15 protein-coding genes and 1 pseudogene are annotated in these 16,297 nt (G+C 73.3%); 6 read left to right on the forward strand and 10 right to left on the reverse strand.

Annotated features, from left to right (window positions below; all coding sequences use genetic code 11):
- Window positions 1-53: 53 nt before the first annotated feature.
- Window positions 54-3,820, reverse strand: a pseudogene (locus tag DJ476_RS04965) (S8 family peptidase).
- Window positions 3,821-4,032: 212 nt separating this feature from the next.
- Here DJ476_RS04965 and DJ476_RS04970 point away from each other — a divergent pair.
- Both DJ476_RS04970 and DJ476_RS04975 read left to right on the forward strand, forming a co-directional pair.
- Complete coding sequence (locus DJ476_RS04970) at window positions 4,033-5,166, forward strand: helix-turn-helix domain-containing protein (protein ID WP_103417517.1); 1,134 nt, start codon at window positions 4,033-4,035, stop codon at window positions 5,164-5,166.
- Between the two features lie 36 nt (window positions 5,167-5,202).
- Complete coding sequence (locus DJ476_RS04975) at window positions 5,203-5,685, forward strand: DUF456 domain-containing protein (RefSeq protein ID WP_103417516.1); 483 nt, start codon at window positions 5,203-5,205, stop codon at window positions 5,683-5,685.
- Here DJ476_RS04975 and DJ476_RS04980 read toward each other — a convergent pair.
- Both DJ476_RS04980 and rsgA read right to left on the reverse strand, forming a co-directional pair.
- Window positions 5,610-7,067 carry a DNA-3-methyladenine glycosylase 2 family protein gene (locus DJ476_RS04980; RefSeq protein WP_103417515.1) on the reverse strand — a complete coding sequence of 486 codons (1,458 nt, stop codon included), beginning with the start codon at window positions 7,065-7,067 and terminating at the stop codon, window positions 5,610-5,612. The two genes, DJ476_RS04975 and DJ476_RS04980, sit on opposite strands and share 76 nt — an antisense overlap.
- Before the next feature lie 76 nt (window positions 7,068-7,143).
- Complete coding sequence (gene rsgA / locus DJ476_RS04985; protein ID WP_112489939.1) at window positions 7,144-8,304, reverse strand: ribosome small subunit-dependent GTPase A; 1,161 nt, start codon at window positions 8,302-8,304, stop codon at window positions 7,144-7,146.
- A gap of 332 nt (window positions 8,305-8,636) precedes the next feature.
- Here rsgA and DJ476_RS04990 point away from each other — a divergent pair, with 332 nt between their 5' ends.
- The gene (locus DJ476_RS04990; protein ID WP_053558707.1) at window positions 8,637-9,137 is read left to right on the forward strand and encodes a DUF5949 family protein; all 501 of its coding nucleotides are present in this window, start codon (window positions 8,637-8,639) and stop codon (window positions 9,135-9,137) included.
- 158 nt (window positions 9,138-9,295) lie between these two features.
- On the opposite strand, the gene DJ476_RS04995 is transcribed toward DJ476_RS04990, so the two are convergent.
- The 6 genes from DJ476_RS04995 to DJ476_RS05020 form a co-directional block, all read right to left on the reverse strand.
- The gene (locus DJ476_RS04995) at window positions 9,296-9,703 is read right to left on the reverse strand and encodes a rodlin (protein ID WP_018491586.1); all 408 of its coding nucleotides are present in this window, start codon (window positions 9,701-9,703) and stop codon (window positions 9,296-9,298) included.
- Window positions 9,704-9,838: 135 nt separating this feature from the next.
- Window positions 9,839-10,075 (reverse strand): hypothetical protein, encoded by a 237-nt coding sequence (locus DJ476_RS05000; protein WP_112489940.1) that lies wholly within the window; start codon window positions 10,073-10,075, stop codon window positions 9,839-9,841.
- A gap of 137 nt (window positions 10,076-10,212) precedes the next feature.
- The gene (locus tag DJ476_RS05005; RefSeq protein WP_070204600.1) at window positions 10,213-10,623 is read right to left on the reverse strand and encodes a rodlin; all 411 of its coding nucleotides are present in this window, start codon (window positions 10,621-10,623) and stop codon (window positions 10,213-10,215) included.
- A 79-nt stretch (window positions 10,624-10,702) separates the two neighbouring features.
- On the reverse strand, window positions 10,703-10,993 hold the full coding sequence (locus tag DJ476_RS05010) for a hypothetical protein (RefSeq protein WP_019767294.1): 291 nt from the start codon (window positions 10,991-10,993) through the stop codon (window positions 10,703-10,705).
- Between the two features lie 243 nt (window positions 10,994-11,236).
- Window positions 11,237-11,470 (reverse strand): chaplin, encoded by a 234-nt coding sequence (locus DJ476_RS05015; protein WP_019767293.1) that lies wholly within the window; start codon window positions 11,468-11,470, stop codon window positions 11,237-11,239.
- Window positions 11,471-11,764: 294 nt separating this feature from the next.
- The gene (locus DJ476_RS05020; RefSeq protein ID WP_070204601.1) at window positions 11,765-12,166 is read right to left on the reverse strand and encodes a rodlin; all 402 of its coding nucleotides are present in this window, start codon (window positions 12,164-12,166) and stop codon (window positions 11,765-11,767) included.
- A gap of 599 nt (window positions 12,167-12,765) precedes the next feature.
- Here DJ476_RS05020 and DJ476_RS05025 point away from each other — a divergent pair.
- The 3 genes from DJ476_RS05025 (at window position 12,766) to DJ476_RS05030 (ending at window position 15,031) form a co-directional block, all read left to right on the forward strand.
- Window positions 12,766-13,680, forward strand: a complete 915-nt coding sequence (locus tag DJ476_RS05025) for a chaplin (protein ID WP_112489941.1) — start codon at window positions 12,766-12,768, stop codon at window positions 13,678-13,680.
- Between the two features lie 119 nt (window positions 13,681-13,799).
- Window positions 13,800-14,033 carry a hypothetical protein gene (locus DJ476_RS35375; protein WP_277627668.1) on the forward strand — a complete coding sequence of 78 codons (234 nt, stop codon included), beginning with the start codon at window positions 13,800-13,802 and terminating at the stop codon, window positions 14,031-14,033.
- Window positions 14,034-14,086: 53 nt separating this feature from the next.
- Window positions 14,087-15,031: a Rossmann-fold NAD(P)-binding domain-containing protein gene (locus DJ476_RS05030; RefSeq protein ID WP_318294367.1), complete on the forward strand. Its 945-nt coding sequence runs from the start codon at window positions 14,087-14,089 to the stop codon at window positions 15,029-15,031.
- On the opposite strand, the gene DJ476_RS05035 is transcribed toward DJ476_RS05030, so the two are convergent.
- Window positions 15,028-16,248 (reverse strand): acetyl-CoA C-acetyltransferase, encoded by a 1,221-nt coding sequence (locus DJ476_RS05035; RefSeq protein WP_112489942.1) that lies wholly within the window; start codon window positions 16,246-16,248, stop codon window positions 15,028-15,030. The two genes, DJ476_RS05030 and DJ476_RS05035, sit on opposite strands and share 4 nt — an antisense overlap.
- Between the last annotated feature and the right edge of the window lie 49 nt (window positions 16,249-16,297).

Raw genomic sequence — 16,297 nt, forward strand, 5'->3', positions numbered from 1 at the left:
CCGGCGGACCGGTCGGTGTGATCAGCGGCTCACCAGCTCAGCCGCTCATCGGGTCAGCGCACGGCGTAGGCGTCGTTCACCGTCTGCACCACGGAGTTGCCGTCGGCGTCCGTCAGTTCGGTGCGCAGGGTGACCGTCCGGCCCGCCGCGTCCGCGTGGTCGACGGTCGCCGTCCACGTCCCGCCCTGCTGGGCCGTGGCCGCCGCGTGCCAGGTCTCGCCGCCGTCGTACGAGAAGGAGACCGTGGCGGCGGTGATCCTGCCGGGGGTGTGACCGGCGTGCCCGGTGGCGGCGAGGCCGATGCGCAGGCCGTCCTTCGCGAGGACGGTCTTCATCCCGTCGGCCGGGACGCCGTAGCGCGGGAAGAGCAGCGGAAGCGGCTGGGACGGAACCTCCGGCTTCCGCTCGCTGCGGAACTTCCAGGTGGTCTCCGTCTGCGTGGACCGCTTCCAGACGGCGGCGGGCGAGCCGATCTTCGTGGTCATCAGGGTGAGTTCGTACGCGGCGTCCTCGGCGGGCACGGTGAAGACACCGAACGGGTAGCCGCTCTCCCCCACGGACTCGCCGTTCCGGGTGAGCCGTACGTTGCCGATGTCACCGAACGAGCCCTGCTGGCCCACGTGTTCGGAGTCGGTCATGAACGCCGGGGCGAACCCGATCAGGTTGTCCTGGCGTTCACCGGCCAGCAGTTCCTTCCCTGTCGCGTCGCGCGGGGCACCGGGGACGAGGAGCCCCCGGTACCACGCCTCGGTGGTGGTCCGACCGGCCTGGTACGTACGGGCGTTGCCGGTCATCAGCTCGCCCCAGGGGAAGCTGGAGGAGAGCATCTTCTGCCAGACGGTGCCGCCCGCCGTGTAGTACTCGGTGCGCTTGCCCGGTGCGGCGACCACATCGAGGTTCGAGGCGCCGAAGGTTCCGCCGTAGGGCCGGGAGACGAGGAGCGTGTCGACGAAGTCGGCTGCCACGCCCATGGATTCATGGGTGGAGACGACCGAGCCGAGCTTCCGGTCGCGGACCTTGTAGGTGCGGTCGGAGGTGACCGGCCGCGTCTCCGGGAACGACAGGTTGTAGACGTACGGGCTGACGGCCGTGGCCCGCCAGGAGACCTCCGCCTTCCCCTTGCCGAGCGCCCCGGTCAGTACGGCGGCCTCATCGGCGCGCAGGGCGAGGACCGGCAGGGGCGCGGCCCCGTAACCGATGCCGGGCTGCCAGTCACCGGCCGAGGGGCGGTGCACCAGGAGGGCGGTGGCCCCGGCCTCCTCGGCGGCCCGTGCCTGGGCGAGGACGTTGGAGGCGCCGTCGGCCACCTTCACCAGGGCGATCCGCCCCTCCGCCCCGGCCGCTTCCAGCTCGGCAGGGGTGCCCGCGCCCGCGTCGACGACCTCGGCGCGGCCCGTGCCGTCCAGGTTGACCGAGCCGGTGGTGGCGGGCCTGGGGTGCAGGGCGGGACCGCCGACGAGGGAGAACTTCTCGATCTGCGGGGCGTAGGCGCGCCAGAAGGAGGCGAACTCGAAATCCCCGTCACGCGCCGCCCCTTGGACGTCCGCCAGGTACTCCTTGATGATGCCGGTGCCCGCGAGGGAGCCGGAGTGCAGCCAGGTGCCGTCCCAACTGCGCCCAAAGGAAAGGGTCGCACCACGGGTCTCGCTCGCCCGGTCCTCGGTGGTCACCCGCAGGCGGTGGGCCTTGCGGGCGTCCAGGACGAGGGTGGTGTCCTTGGTCAGGTTCAGCTGAGGCCTCGCCAGATAACCTACCGACGCCACGAGATGGCCGGCCCCGTCGGTGGTGTCGGGGGTGGCGATGAAGCTGGAGACGAAGTACGCGCCGGGGCGGACCCGGTACGTCTGGTCGGTGGCGCCCTGGTTGAAGCGGCGTTCACCGGAGGCGGTGTCGGTGCCGATGAGGTCGACCGAGGAGACCCCGCCGGCGGGCTTTCCGTCGCGGTCGACGAGCTTGACCCGCAGGGTGACGGTCTCCGGCTCCACGTAGAGGGAGAACGGGGTGGAGACCGTCACTCCCCCGGGCCCCGTGGCGAGGATCCGCCCGGTGACGTCCCCGTACTGGGCTGCGGTCAGCCGGGCGGCGGGGTCGAGGGCGAGCGGGACCTCGACGGTGGCCCCGGCGGGCACGGTGACGGTCGCCCGCCCGAGGGAGGCGACCTTCGAGCGGACGGCCGAGCCGTCGTTGCCGGTGACGCCCGCGACCTTCAGCGAGAGCTTCACCGCCGTGCCGCCCGTGTTGGTGTACGGCACCGGCACCGTCGTCCGGTCGCTCCTGTCCTGGGGCCAGTTGAAGGTGCCGCCCTGGACGGCGGGGGCGCCGAGCACCGGCGTACGGACGGCGCGGTCGACGTCGAGACGGCCGCCACCGGTCTCCCGTACGTCACCGGGGACCGCGCTCCTCGCGGAGGAGACGAGCGCCGCCTTGATCTGCTGGGCGGTCCACCCGGGGTGGCGCTGCCTGACGACGGCGGCGGCGCCCGCGACGTGCGGGGTCGCCATCGACGTACCGGACATGGCGCGGTACGCCTGGGAGCCGCGTCCCCCGGCGGACGCGGCCGAGATGGCGACGCCGGGCGCGGTGATCTCGGGCTTGAGGGTGTGCGAGGCGATCGTGGGGCCCCGGCTGGAGAAGGAGGCCGTCGCGTCGTCCCGGTCGACCGCGCCCACGGTGAGGACGCCGGGCGCGCAGCCGGGCGAGGAGACGGTGTTGAGGGACGGGCCGAGGTTTCCGGCCGCGACCACGAACAGGGTGCCCTTGTTCCTGGACAGTTCCTCGGCGGCCAGGCTCATCGGGTCGGTGCAGTCGGTGGGTTCCGCGCTGCCGAGGCTCATGGAGACGACGTCGGCCTTGTTGTCGACGGCCCACTGCATGCCCGCGATGATCCAGGAGGCGGCGCCCGAGCCGCTGTCGTTCAGGACCTTGCCCACCAGGAGGTCGGCACCGGGGCCACCCCCTTGTTCTTCCCACCACTCGCCGCGCCGGAGCCGCCGACGGTGGAGGCGACATGGGTGCCGTGGCCCCGGAGGTCGTCGGTGGTGGCGGAGTCGGTGAAGTTCTCGGAGGCGGTGATCCGGCCGTCCAGGTCCGGGTGCCGGGCGTCGGCCCCGGTGTCCAGGACGGCGACCTTGGTGCCGGTGCCGTCGTAGCCGGCGGCCCAGGCACGGTCGGCGCCGACCTGCTGGGTCGACCTGTCGAGAGTGGCCCGGACCTTGCGGTCGAGCCAGAGCTTCTTGAGACCGGCGCCGGACCGGGAGCGGGGTGCAGTGAGGTCGGCCCAGAAGTCGGCGGTCCGCTTCTTGTCGGCCTTCAGCGCGAGGCCGTCGATGGCGTGGAGGGCCTGGCCGCGCTCGGCACCGCGCGGGGTGAGGGGGGCGGTGCGGGCGGCGTCGGCGGTGTAGGTGGCGATCAGCGGGACGGAATCGGTGCCGCTGTCGTCGTACCCCTGGCGGATCAGCCCCGTGACGTTGAACAGCTCCTCGTCGACCGTGCCCCGGGCGAGCGCGGCGACGGCGGCCTCCGGGTAGACGTACAGGTCGCTGCCGGACTGCCGGGTCTGGAGGAGCGGGGTGGTGCCGTCGGGGCGGGGCAGGGCCGTGGCGGCGGAGGCGCCCGAGGCGTCCGTGGTCACCAGCACCCTGTCGCCGGTGACGAGGGTCAGGGTGACGGGCTTCGCGGCCGGTCCGGCGGCCACGCTGCCGGTGAGCGGTCGGTCGGCGGCTCGCTCGTCCGGTGGCGCCGCCACGGACGGTGCGATCGCGGTGACGGCGAGCACGGCGGCGGTCGCCGCCCCCAGTGCCGTACGCGATATCGGGCGCATCGCTCTCCCCAGGTCGTTCCGGAACGAAGCAGCCCAAGGGGCCGTATTCCGGAGGTTGTTGGTGCTGCGGTGGCGCAACAGTGGCAGAGGGGCCAGGGGTACAGGGGATGATGTTCGCGGCGGGTTTACGCCGTGGCCCTTTCCCGCCACGGCGCCGACCGGCCGGAACGGGCGCTGCGACGCGCGATCACCACACCGGGGAGGTCGAGGGAATGCTGGGGGCCATAGGTCTCGACGAGCGGCAGGAGGCCGCGTACCGCGCACTGGTGGCGGCCGGGGCGGCGGAACTCCCCGATCTCGCCCACCGGCTCTCCCTCCCGGAGGCGGAGGCCGAGCGGGTGCTGCGCCGGCTGGAGCAGCAGGGGCTGGCCGCGCAGTCCTCGGCGCGCCCGGGCCGCTGGGTGGCGGCCCCGCCGGGCGTGGCGCTGGGGGCCCTGCTGACCCAGCAGCGCCATGAGCTGGAGCGGGCGGAGCTGGCGTCGGCGCTGCTGGCGGAGGAGTACCGGGCGGAGGCGAGCGAGCCCGAGGTGCACGACCTGGTGGAGGTGGTGACCGGGGCGGCGGCGGTCGCCCAGCGCTTCCACCAGGTGCAGCTGGGGGCCGCGTCCGAGGTGTGCGCGCTGGTCACCGGGAAGCCGATCGCGGTGACCGGTACGGAGAACGAGGCCGAGGAGCGGGCGGCCTCGCGCGGGGTCGTCTACCGGGTGGTCGTCGAGCGCGAGGTGCTGTCGCTGCCGTCGGGGATCCTGGAGCTGTCGGCGGCGCTGGGCCGGGACGAGCAGTGCCGGGTGGTCGACCGGGTGCCGACGAAGCTGATGATCGCGGACGGCACCACGGCGATGGTGCCGCTGACCGGGCGGGGTGCCGAGCCCGCCGCTCTGGTCGTCCACGCCAGCGGGCTGCTGGAGTCGCTGATGGGCCTCTTCGAGGCGGTGTGGCGGGAGGCCCTGCCGCTGCGGCTCGGGGAGGGCGGGTGCGGGGTGCGCGAGGAGGGCGTCGGCCCGGACGCGACGGACCTGGAGATCCTCTCGCTGCTGCTGGCCGGACTGACCGACGCCAGTGTGGCCAAGCAGCTGGAGCTGGGGCTGCGGACCGTGCAGCGCCGGGTCAAGGGGCTGATGGAGCTGACCGGGGTCTCCACCCGGCTCCAGCTGGGCTGGCACGCGTACGAACGCGGCTGGGTGGCCCGCTCGGGACCACAGGGAACGGCTGCGGCGGCCGGGACGGCCATGACGCCCGGTACGACGGCCACGGCCACCGGCGCGGTCGCGGCACCCGGGACGGCCGCCACCCCCTCCGCCCCGCCCGCCGTGCCCCCATCGGCGCAGGTCGCCGGGGTGCGCTGACGGGCGGAGCGGTGCTCTCTCCGGCACGCTGGTCGGATGAGTGTGTGGCAGCTCGTCGCCGTGGGCCTGGTCATGCTGCTGGGGCTGGTCGGGGTCCTGCTGCCGGGCGTGCCGGGCCAGGCGATCGTCTGGGCCGCGGTGCTCTGGTGGGCGCTGACGGACATGACCCCGACGGCCTGGGGTGTCCTGATCGGCGCAACGGCCCTGATGCTGTTGAACCAGGCCCTCAAGCCGCTGCTGCCGCCCCGCCGCCCGGGTGAGTCGGGGGCGCCCCGCCGGACGGTGATGATCGGCGGGGTCGCGGGGATCGTGGGCTTCTTCGTGGTGCCCGTGGTGGGCGGGATCGCCGGGTTCGTGGGGGCGATCTACGGGGCGGAGCGGCTGCGGCTGGGCAGTCGCGGGGCGGCGGGGACGTCCGTGCGCTCGGTGATGCGGGCGACGGGCTACGCGACGCTGGTGGAGCTGTTCGCCTGCCTGCTGGTGGCGGGGGCCTGGCTGGGCGCGCTGCTCTGGGGGTGACCGCGCCCGGCGCGCGGAGCGGCCTCCCGTACGGCGGTCTCCAGATGGCGTACGGCGTACGAGCGCCAGGGCCGCCACCGCTCGGCCCCCGGTGTCCCGTACGGGTCCACGTCCGGGTCGCCCAGCGCCCGCATCCGGACCAGCGCGGCGGTCCGCCGGTCAACCCCGGGCAGGGTGGCCAGCACGCGTTCCGCCTCCGCCCGGTCGGCCCCGGCGTCCAGCCGCAGCTGCCCGTCGGCGAGCGCGGCGGCCAGGGTCCGCAGGGCGGGGTCGGGGGCGGCACCGGCCAGCACGCCCGGCTCGGGGAACACATGGGTGAGCGCGCCGCACGGCACGTCCAGCACCTTCCCGTACCGCTCGACCAACTCCGCCGCCCGCTCCCGCCCCACCAGCGCCCGTACGGCCTCCTCCTCCGGGTCCGCGGCGCCCGGCGAGCGCAGCCCGGGGCGGGCGGCGACCAGCGGGGCGAGCCGGGGGTCGGCGGCCAGGGCCTCGTCGACGGCGTACGGATCGGCGTCCAGGTCGAACAGGCGCCGCAGCCGCTGTACGGCGGTGGTCAGGTCGCGGAGATCGGTGAGGTGGATCCGGGCCTCCAGCCACGGTCCGGGGGACGCCTCGTCGACGGCGACGATCCCGGTCCCGTACGGCAGCCGCAGCGTACGCCGGTAGGTGCGGCGCCCCGGCTCCCCGGTCAGCTCCTCGACCCGGGCCACGGCCCCCTCCCCGAGCAGGTCGAAGACGGCCCCGGCGGCGTACGGGCCCCGATGGGCGAGTCGCAGCGGGATCCCGGCGCGCAGCCCCGTGGCCCGGCCGCCGCCGAGCCCGGTCCCGGCCTCCGCGCGCAGGGCGCTGGGGGTACGGGCGTAGATCCGGCGGATGGTGTCGTTGAACTGCCGCACACTGGCGAACCCGGCCGCGAAGGCGATCTCGGTGACGGGCAGCACGGTGGTCTGGAGGAGCACCCGGGCGGTGTGGGCGCGCTGGGCGCGGGCGAGCGCGACGGGTCCGGCGCCCAGCTCGGCATTGAGCTGGCGCTGGACCTGCCGGGCGCTGTAGCCGAGCCGCCCGGCCAGCCCGGGGACGCCTTCGCGGTCGACCACGCCGTCACCGATGAGCCGCATGGCGCGGCCGACGACATCGGCGCGGACGTTCCACTCGGCCGAGCCGGGCACGGCGTCGGGGCGGCAGCGGCGGCAGGCCCGGAACCCGCCCGCCTGGGCGGCCGCCGCCGTGGGGTAGAAGCGCACGTTGGCGCGTCGGGGGGTGACGGCGGGGCAGCTCGGCCGGCAGTAGATGCCGGTGGTCACGACGGCGAAGAAGAAGGCTCCGTCGAACCGTGCGTCACGGCTGCTCACCGCCTCGTACCTGCTCCGGTCGTCCATCACACCGTCCAGTGTGCGGCAGCCGCCGCTGCCGCACTGGCGGTTTTCGGACGTCGGGCCGTACGGGCTCCGAGGGCTACCGCACCCGGCCGCCGCGCTTGGCCTGCCCGGCCGCACGCCCCTCGGCGCCCTTGCGCTTCCAGTCCTTGAGGATCTCCGAGCGCACCCGGGCGTCCGTCTTGGCGACGATCCGCTGGTTCTCGCGCAGCAGCTTGCGGTAGCTCTCCAGCCGCCGGTCGGGGAGCGAACCGTCCTCCAGCGCACCGAGCACGGCACACCCGGGCTCGCTGCGGTGGGCGCAGTCGTGGAACCGGCAGCGGGCCGCCAGTTCCTCGATCTCCGAGAACAGCTCGCCGACCCCGGTCCCGGCGTCGTAGAGGCCGACCCCGCGCAGCCCGGGGGTGTCGATGAGGACGCCCCCCTGCGGCAGGACGAGCAGGTTGCGGGTCGTGGTGGTGTGCCGGCCCTTGCCGTCGACCTCCCGGGCGGCCCGCACCTCCATCACGTCCAGGCCGAGCAGGGTGTTGGCGAGGGTGGACTTGCCGGCCCCGGAGATGCCGAGCAGCACGCTCGTGCCGCCGGAGACGAGCGCGCCGAACACGTCGAGCCCTTCCCCGGTGGTGGAGCTGACGGGCAGCACCTGGACGCCGGGGGCGACGGCCTCGACGTCCTGGACGAGGTGGGAGAGGGTGACCGCGTCGGGCACCAGGTCGGCCTTGGTGAGCAGCACGACCGGCTCCGGCCGGTGCTCCCCCGGGCCGCGGCCGTCGCCCAGCAGGGCGGCCCCGTCCGAGCTGGACAGGGCGAGGGCGAGGAAGCGCTCGATCCGCCCGAGGTCCAGCTCGACGGCGAGCGAGACGCAGATGGCGATGTGGTCGATGTTGGTGGCGAGGACCTGCCCCTCGGACCGCTCGGACGAGGTCGAGCGGACGAAGGCGGTCCGGCGCGGGAGCAGCGTACGGACGAACCGCGGGTCGCCGTCCGTGTCGAGCGCCACCCAGTCGCCGGTGCAGACGATCCGCATCGGGTCGCGCGGCACCACGAACGCGGTGTCGGCCCGGACCGGGCCGTCGGGGGTGATGACATCGCACCGGCCGCGGTCGACGCGCAGCACCCGCCCCGGTACGAGGCCCTGGTCGGCGTAGGGGGAGAAGGCGGCCGCCCAGCCGTCGTCCCATCCGTACGGGGCCAGCGGATGCGAGGAGGAAAACGGAACCGGAAGAATCGGGAAAGACAAGGGAAACCCTTCACAGGGTGGCCCCGGCACCGCGCTCTCGGCGCGGGAGAAGGAGACGTACGTGGTGTACGTGAGTGGGTCAGCCGGTAGCCACGGGGGTGGGAACGACGCTCTTCGGGTTGTGGGCAGTGCCCACCGCAACGACAGTCATCAATGTCCTCACCTCCTGGTTCCTCGAACGGTTCGCCGGTTGTCCGACGCGGCACACCTTAGCCCGGCCGCTCCCGGCGGCGTCAACGGATTTTCCGGCCCCCGCCCGGATCCCGCCCATCTCCCTCGATCGGGTGATACGCGTGCATAACGACCGGTCCGGGGCCATTAGGGTGCCGGTCATGACCACACCTCAGACCTCCACCGGCACCTTCTCCCCTGCCCAGTTGGGCACCCAGATCCTGATCGGCTGGAGCAGCCGCCAGCCCGACGCCGACCAGGACACCGCCTATCTGCTCTCCTACTCCCTCGGGGACGGGCAGGACGGCCCGGAGGCCGGCCGGGAGGCGCTGAGGATCGCGCTGGAGCGGGCGGGCCTCCAGGTCGGCGGCCCGATCCAGGACGCGGCCGAGGCCCCCGGCATCCAGGCGAAGCTCCTCGTCCAGGCGGGCCAGGCCGTCCTGACGATGCCTCACCTGAAGGCGCAGTACCCCGCTCCCCCGGAGTGGCTGGCGGCCGCGCTGGCGCAGGGCCAGGTGTACGGGATGTTCGCCACCGCCCCGTGGCCGGAGGCCGTTCCGGGGCAGCCGGTCAGCGAGGACCAGCTGCGGGCCTTCGCAGCGAACGAGGAGGTCGTCCGTACCGCCGCCCACTGCCTGCTCCCGGTCCGCTCCCTCGGCTGATCCGCGCCTTCCCGGCCGGCGCATACGGCGATGCCCACCACCCCGTGGGGTGGTGGGCATCGCCGTATGCGCCCCGCACTGCCGCAACAACACGGGCGGGCGGCCCGGGGAGAGAACCCCGGGCCGCCCGCGCTCGTTGCGTGTCAGGCCGTGGTGCGTCAGTTGTTGCCGACGCCGTTGCCCGAGAGGACCGGGATGTCGTCCAGGATGTGCGACAGCGGCTCGTCGCCCTTGGCCTGGGTCGAGTTGTCGGTGCACTGCTGGTTCTGCGGGTTGGACAGGACGTTGATGTCCTGGACCGTGACCGGCACGAGGCCGACGAGCGAACCGACGTTGACCTTGGCAGGCAGGCCGACGCAGAGCTTGTTCAGGGTGCCCTGGACGAGCTGGTTCTGCGGGCTCCAGTCGCCCTTGGTCACGGCGTTGCCGATCTCCGACTCGGCACCGTTGCCGTTGACGGTGGTGGTGCCACCGTCGTTGCCGATCGCCATGGCCGTGGGAGCCGCGACTGCGGACAGGCCGAGCAGGGACACGGCCACTGCGGCGCCGGCCATCATCTTCTTCATCAACTTCACCTTTCGGAGCGTCCCGTTGTGGAACGTACTGATCAACTGCCCGGGGGCCCGATCGGTTGCGCAGTACCACTCAAATGGGTTCGTTCCGGCGCAAGGTCGACGCCACTGCCCAGTTCCCCCACGGGTTCAGCCGCCGAGCGCCTCCTCCGGCGCGCGTGCCGCCGGTACGAAGGTGCCGCGGGGCGCGGGCTCCTGGTGCGGGCGTTCGGGCGACGGGGGTTCGGACAGGGACGGTCCGGCCGGCGGGTGTTCGTGCCCGGCCGCCCGCCACTCGGCGACGAGCCGGTCGTAGATCGGGGTGCTGCCGGCCGGTGCGGGCCATGGCTCTCTGCTCTGCGAGGTCTGACTGTCGTACGGATCCATGCGGAGGCCCTACCCGGCCGGGCGCCGTCCGTCAGCCGGGGCTACGGCATCCGGCCCAACCGGATACCCCGGCCGGAGGCACCGGGACACGGCGAAGGGCCGGTCCGCACGGACCGGCCCCCACGTACCGCCCGGACTCAGTTGTTGCCGGCGCCGTTGCCCGAGAGGATCGGGATGTCGCTGAGCAGGTGCGACAGCGCCTCGTCGCCCTTCGTCTGGGTCGAGTTCTCGGTGCACTGCTGGTTCTGCGGCGAGGACAGGACGTTGATGTCCTGGACCGAGATCGGCACGACGCCGACGAGGGAGCCGAGGTTCCCCTTGAGCGGCAGCGCGATGCAGGGCTTGTTCAGCGAGCCCTGGATCAGCGCGAACTGCGGGGACCAGTCGCCGTAGGTGGCGGAGTTGCCGTACGACTGCGAGGCGCCGTTGCCGTTGACCGTCGTGGTACCGCCGTCGTTGGCGATCGCCATCGCGGCGGGGGCGGTGGCGGCGGAGACGCCGACGACCGAGGCGGCGACCGCCGCGGAGGCCATGATCTTCTTCAGCATGGGGAGACCTTCCGGGAAGTGATATGGATACGGATGCGGAGCGGTGAAGGGACCAGCGGAACGGCTCGTGCCGCGGCGGTCAGCGCCCGAGGGGAATCCCACCGAGCAGCGGGGCGGCGCCCTCGGCCGCACCGGTCGCCTGGCCCGCCAGCTTGCCGACCGTGCCGTCCTTGGAGACCGTCTCGGTGGTCTCGGCGACCGTGTCCACCAGCGGGTCGACGACCTGCGGGGCACTGGCCATCACCTGGTTGAGGCCGCTGTCGAGGCTGAAGTTGGGGGCCGTGGGGGTCGTGGCCGCGAAGGCGGGAGCGGCCGTTCCGAGGGCAGCCACGGAACCGACGACAAGGGCGGCGGTCTTCGCGTACTTCACTTTTCTGGTTCCCTTCTACGCGGCGTCGGCCTCGGTCACGTTTCCGTGCCGCACACAGGCTTTCTTCGCCTGTGACTTCTGCCGCTTTCCCCCGGGATAACGATCAGGTCGCGGACGGGAAACTGCGCCCGCGGGAATTTCTCCGACGAGGCCGAAAGGGCCGGTGGACAAAACAGAGGCCCCGGGCGGCAGTTGCCGCCCGGGGCCGACCGATTCCGGGCGCGGGCCCGGCCGGTCACCTGCTTACTGGTTGATGCAGGTGTTGCCGAAGGCCGGGTTCAGCAGGCCGATCACGTTGACGGTGTTGCCGCAGATGTTGACCGGGATGTGCACCGGGACCTGCACGACGTTGCCGGACAGCACGCCCGGGGAGCCCGCGGCGATGGCCTCGGCGCCCGAGTCGGCCATGGCCGGCGCGGCGACGCCCATCGCCATGAGCGTTCCGGCGGCGACGGCGGCAACCTTGGTGTACTTCACTTTTCTTTCCCTTTCCTCGGCGGAGTCCGGTGCGGTCACGACGGTCGTGTCCGCCCGAGCCAGGTCCTGATCTCTCGGGACTCCGGCGCTGTCCTACGTAACGATGAACGCCCGGGTTCGAAACTGTCCGACGAGCGGATTCCCGGATATCCGCCCGAATGCCGCAATGCCCGGCGGGATGTACGGCGGTGGACGCGGACGGCGGACCGGTGACCGCGTCCAGGGGCAGACGAGGGCCCGGACCGTGCGGTGGAGGAACGCCGACGGTCCGGGCCCGAGCAGGGCGGCTGAGGATCAGCCGTTGCCGGCACCGTTGCCGGAGAGGATCGGGATGTCGTTGAGGATGTGCGACAGCGCCTCGTCGCCCTTGGCCTGGGTGGAGTTCTCGGTGCACTGCTGGTTCTGCGGCGAGGACAGGACGTTGATGTCCTGGACCGTGATCGGCACCAGGCCGACGAGCGAACCGAGGTTGGCCTTGGCGGGCAGCGCGATGCAGGGCTTGTTCAGCGAACCCTGGATCAGCGCGAACTGCGGGCTCCAGTCGCCGTGGGTCTCGGAGTTCCCGTACGACTGCGAAGCGCCGTTGCCGTTGACCGTCGTGGTGCCGCCGTCGTTGGCGATCGCCATGGCCTGCGTCGAGCCGAGCCCGAGGATGGAGGCGGCGACAGCGCCCGTAGCCAGAACCTTCTTGATCACGATTAACCCTTCTCGTACCGGTCGCCCCGTGGCGGGGCCCCCTGATCAACTCGGCGGCGGGTGTTTGGTTCCGTGCATTCACCCGAATGCCGGGTACGGGGGCGCGGAGCGCGGAAGAAGCAGGTCCGGCCCGCGCCCGCGTGCGCCTATAGCACCCCCGCACCACCCCCTCTGTTCGCACGACCACCTGTTCGTGAAGGAATCGCGGACACGTCATCGGGGGCGCTCGCCCGAACGGGTTGAAGGAATCCGGACCCGCGCCCTCCGCGCGCCCTCCGCGACGGTGTTCCGGAAGGGGTCAACACCGCTCATGCAAGGGAAAGTTGGAGATGAATCGTTTTCCTCCAGCAGCGGGGAGGGAAAGGGGGTGCACACCAGGTCCACCCGTTCGGGTGATTACAGAATTTGCACGCCCCTCCGAGTTTCCCGCACGCCCTTCGATCGTTATGGCAATCGTCCAGCGCGCATGTGTTAACGGCTTTCACCATGGCTTCCCGCGGTGATTCCGGGGGGCCGCCACATCAGCGGCACCGCCCGACGGCTCCGCGCGCGAAGCACCCACGCGATGTCCTCGCGAATGTCCTAAGGAAGGGCAAGTAATGCGACAGGCCTTGAACAAGAGCATGATCGTCATGGCGGCCGCGTCGGGCCTCCTGGCCGCGACCGGCGGCGCCGCCCACGCCGACGCGTCGGCCGAGGGCGCTGCCGTCGGCTCGCCGGGGGTCGGTTCGGGCAATGCCGTACAGGTTCCGGTGCACGTCCCGGTCAACGCGTGCGGCAACACCGTCAATGTGATCGCCCTGTTGAACCCCGCGTTCGGCAACTCCTGCGCGAACGTGAGTTCCAGTGGTCAGGACGACGACTACGGACACGGCGGCGGCGGGAACCGCACGGGCGGTTCCAGCGCCGAGGGCGCGGCGGTCGGCTCCCCCGGGGTGCTCTCCGGCAACCTTGTGCAGGCCCCGGTCCACGTCCCGGTGAACGTGTGCGGCAACACCGTGAATGTCGTCGGTGCGCTCAACCCGGTCTTCGGCAACACGTGCAAGAACGTCAGCGGCCCGAAGGACGAGCACCCGCCGACCGAGCCGCCGGTCGAGGAGCCGCCCACCGAGGAGCCCCCGACGGAGGAGCCGCCCACGGAGGAGCCCCCCACCGAGGAGCCGCCGACCGAGGAGCCCCCCACGGAGGAGCCCCCGACCGAAGAGCCGCCGACCGAAGAGCCGCCGACCGAGCAGCCCCCGACGGAGGAGCCGCCGACCGAGCAGCCGCCGACCGAGGAGCCCCCGGTGGACGAGCCGCCCACCGAGCAGCCGCCGACCGAGCAGCCGCCGACCGACACCCCCGGGTCGGAGACCCCCGGACCCAACACCCCGGGTGCCCACACCCCCGGCTCCGAGACCCCGGGGCTGGCCGACACCGGTGCGGCCGGTCTCGGCCTGGCGGCAGGCGCCAGTGCCGCCATGCTGCTCGGCGGGACGGTGCTGATGCGCCGTACCCGTGACGCGCGGGACTGATACCCGACCGCCGCAGGAACGAGGTCCGGCCGGACAGCGGGGACTGTCCGGCCGGACCTTTCGCACACCCGGAAGCACCCGGGACTCGAGAACTCCGGGAACTCCGAGAGAGGTAGGGCATGGCAACCGCGTTGCGTATCGGGGTGATCGGCGGCAGCATCGCCGGGTGTGCGGCCGCCGTCGCGGGCTCCCGCGCCGGGGCGGACGTCACCGTGTACGAGCGGAGCGGCGCCGAACTCCAGGACCGGGGGTTCGGGATCGTGATCCCGCCGCCGCTCCACCGGGAGCTGGTCGGCTGCGGCTATCTGGACGCGCGAATGGAGACGGCTCCCGTGGCGACCCGGTCTGGCTGACCTGCGAGCCGGGCGGGCGCTCGACGCGGGAGCTGGCCCGCCACTCCTCCCCCGTGACGCCCTGCAACTGGGGCCTGCTCTGGCGGTCGTTGCGGGCGAGCGCCGGGGCGGTGCGGTATCTGCGGGGCCGACCCGTCACCTCCGTACGCGAGACCCCCGACGGGCGGGCGGTGATCACCACCGCGCGGGGCGAGGAGACGTACGACGTGGTCGTGGGGGCCGACGGACATGCCTCGCGCACCCGGCAGTTGCTCGCCCCGGGGCTGTCCCCGGAGCCGGCCGGCTATCCGGTCTGGCGCGGGGCGATCCCGCTGAGCGCGCTGGCGGGGCACCCCCGGGAGCTGGAGTTGCTGCGCGGTGCGTGGGTGACGCTGGGGTTCCCCGGCGGGCACGGCATCTTCTATCTGATCCCGAGCGGGGACCGGTGCCGTGGAGAGGGCGACCGGCTGCTCGCGTACGCCCTCTACGGCAGGCCGCCCGCTTCCTCCGGCGGTGGCGCCGATCCGGGGCCGTACGTACGTGAGTTGGCGAGGGAGCACTTCCCGGCCGCGTGGGCGGAGATCGTCGCCCGGGGGACGCACCCGACGACGGCCTGTCACCCGGTGGCCGATGCCCAGGTGCCCCGGGCCGCCCGGTCCCCGCTGCCTGTGGCCGGGGACGCGGCCGGGGTGAGCAGGCCGCACACGGCGAGCGGTGCGGTCAAGGCCCTGGAGGACGCGCTCTGCTGGAGCGGGTGCTGCGGGAGGGGCCCACGGTCGGGGCCGCGCTGGAGCGGTACGCGGACGAACGCACGGCGGCGGGCGCCCACTTGCTGGAGCTGGGACGCCGCATGGGCCGGGCACAGGTGGACGAGACCCCCGACTGGGCGGCCATGGGGCAGGGCGAGGTGGACGCCTGATTCCGCGGGGTGCTGGCGGGGACCCGGCACTATCCGTACGCGCGGCCCGCGCCCGGCGGGTGACGTGCCGGTCGGGCCGGGAGGGCCGGACCGGCCCTAGGACCTGATCCGCTCGAAGACCGCGGCGAGGGCCTGGCCGCCGCCGATGCACATCGTCTCCAGGCCGTAGCGGCCCTCGCGGCGGCGGAGTTCGCGGGTGAGCGTGGCGAGGATGCGGGCTCCGGTGGCGCCGACCGGGTGGCCGAGGGAGATGCCCGATCCGTTGACGTTGATCCGCTGTTCGTGGTCCTTCTCGCCGAGGCCCAGCTCCCTGGTGCAGGCGAGGACCTGGGCGGCGAACGCCTCGTTCAGCTCGATCAGGTCCAGGTCGGCGAGGGTGAGGCGGGCCCGGTCGAGCGCCGTGCGGGTGGCGGCGACGGGGGCGATGCCCATGGTGGCCGCGGGGACCCCGGCGCGGGCGCAGGAGACCAGGCGGGCGAGTGGGGTGAGGCCGAGGCGTTCGGCGGTCCCGGCGCTGGTGACCAGGCAGGCGGCGGCCGCGTCGTTCTGGCCGCTGGCGTTGCCGGCCGTGACGGTGGCCTCCGGGTCGGTCCTCGCCATCACCGGTCGGAGGGCGGCGAGTTGCTCGGCGGTGGTGTCGGGGCGGGGGTGTTCGTCGGCGGTGACGGTGGTCTCGCCCTCGCGGGTGCGTACGGTGACGGGGACGGTCTCCGCCGCGTACCGGCCCTCGGCGGTGGCGGTGGCCGCCCGCCGCTGCGAGCGCAGGGCCAGGGCGTCCTGGTCGGCGCGGCTGATCCCGTACTCCCGGCGCAGGTTCTCCGCCGTCTCGATCATGCCGCCGGGGACCGGGTGGTGGCGGCCGCCCGCCGTGACCCGGGCGCGGGCGAGGGAGTCGTGGAGCTGGAGGCCGGGGCCCTTGATGCCCCAGCGTCCGTCGTGGGTGAAGTAGGGCGCGGCGCTCATGACGTCGACGCCGCCCGCGATCACGACCTCGCTGAACCCGGCCCGGATCTGCATGGCCGCGTCCAGGACCGCCTGGAGCCCGGAACCGCAGCGGCGGTCGATCTGGGTGCCGGTGACGGTGGTGGGCAGTCCGGCGTCCAGGGCGGCGACCCGGCCGATGGCGGGGGCCTCGCCGGAGGGGTAGGCGTGGCCGAGGATGACCTCGTCGACCCGGTCGGGGTCGATGCCCGTACGTGCGACGACCTCGGCGATGACGTGTGCGGCGAGCGAGGCCGGGGTCTGCTGCGCGAACGCCCCGCCGAAGCGGCCGATGGGGGTGCGCAGCGGTTCGCAGATGACGACTTCGAGCGGCACGGCGGGGCCTTCCTCGGGGGTGGCGGGCGGGCGGCATGGGCGCATTGCG

The sequence above is a fragment of the Streptomyces bacillaris genome, from assembly GCF_003268675.1.
GTDB classification, from domain to species: domain Bacteria; phylum Actinomycetota; class Actinomycetes; order Streptomycetales; family Streptomycetaceae; genus Streptomyces; species Streptomyces bacillaris.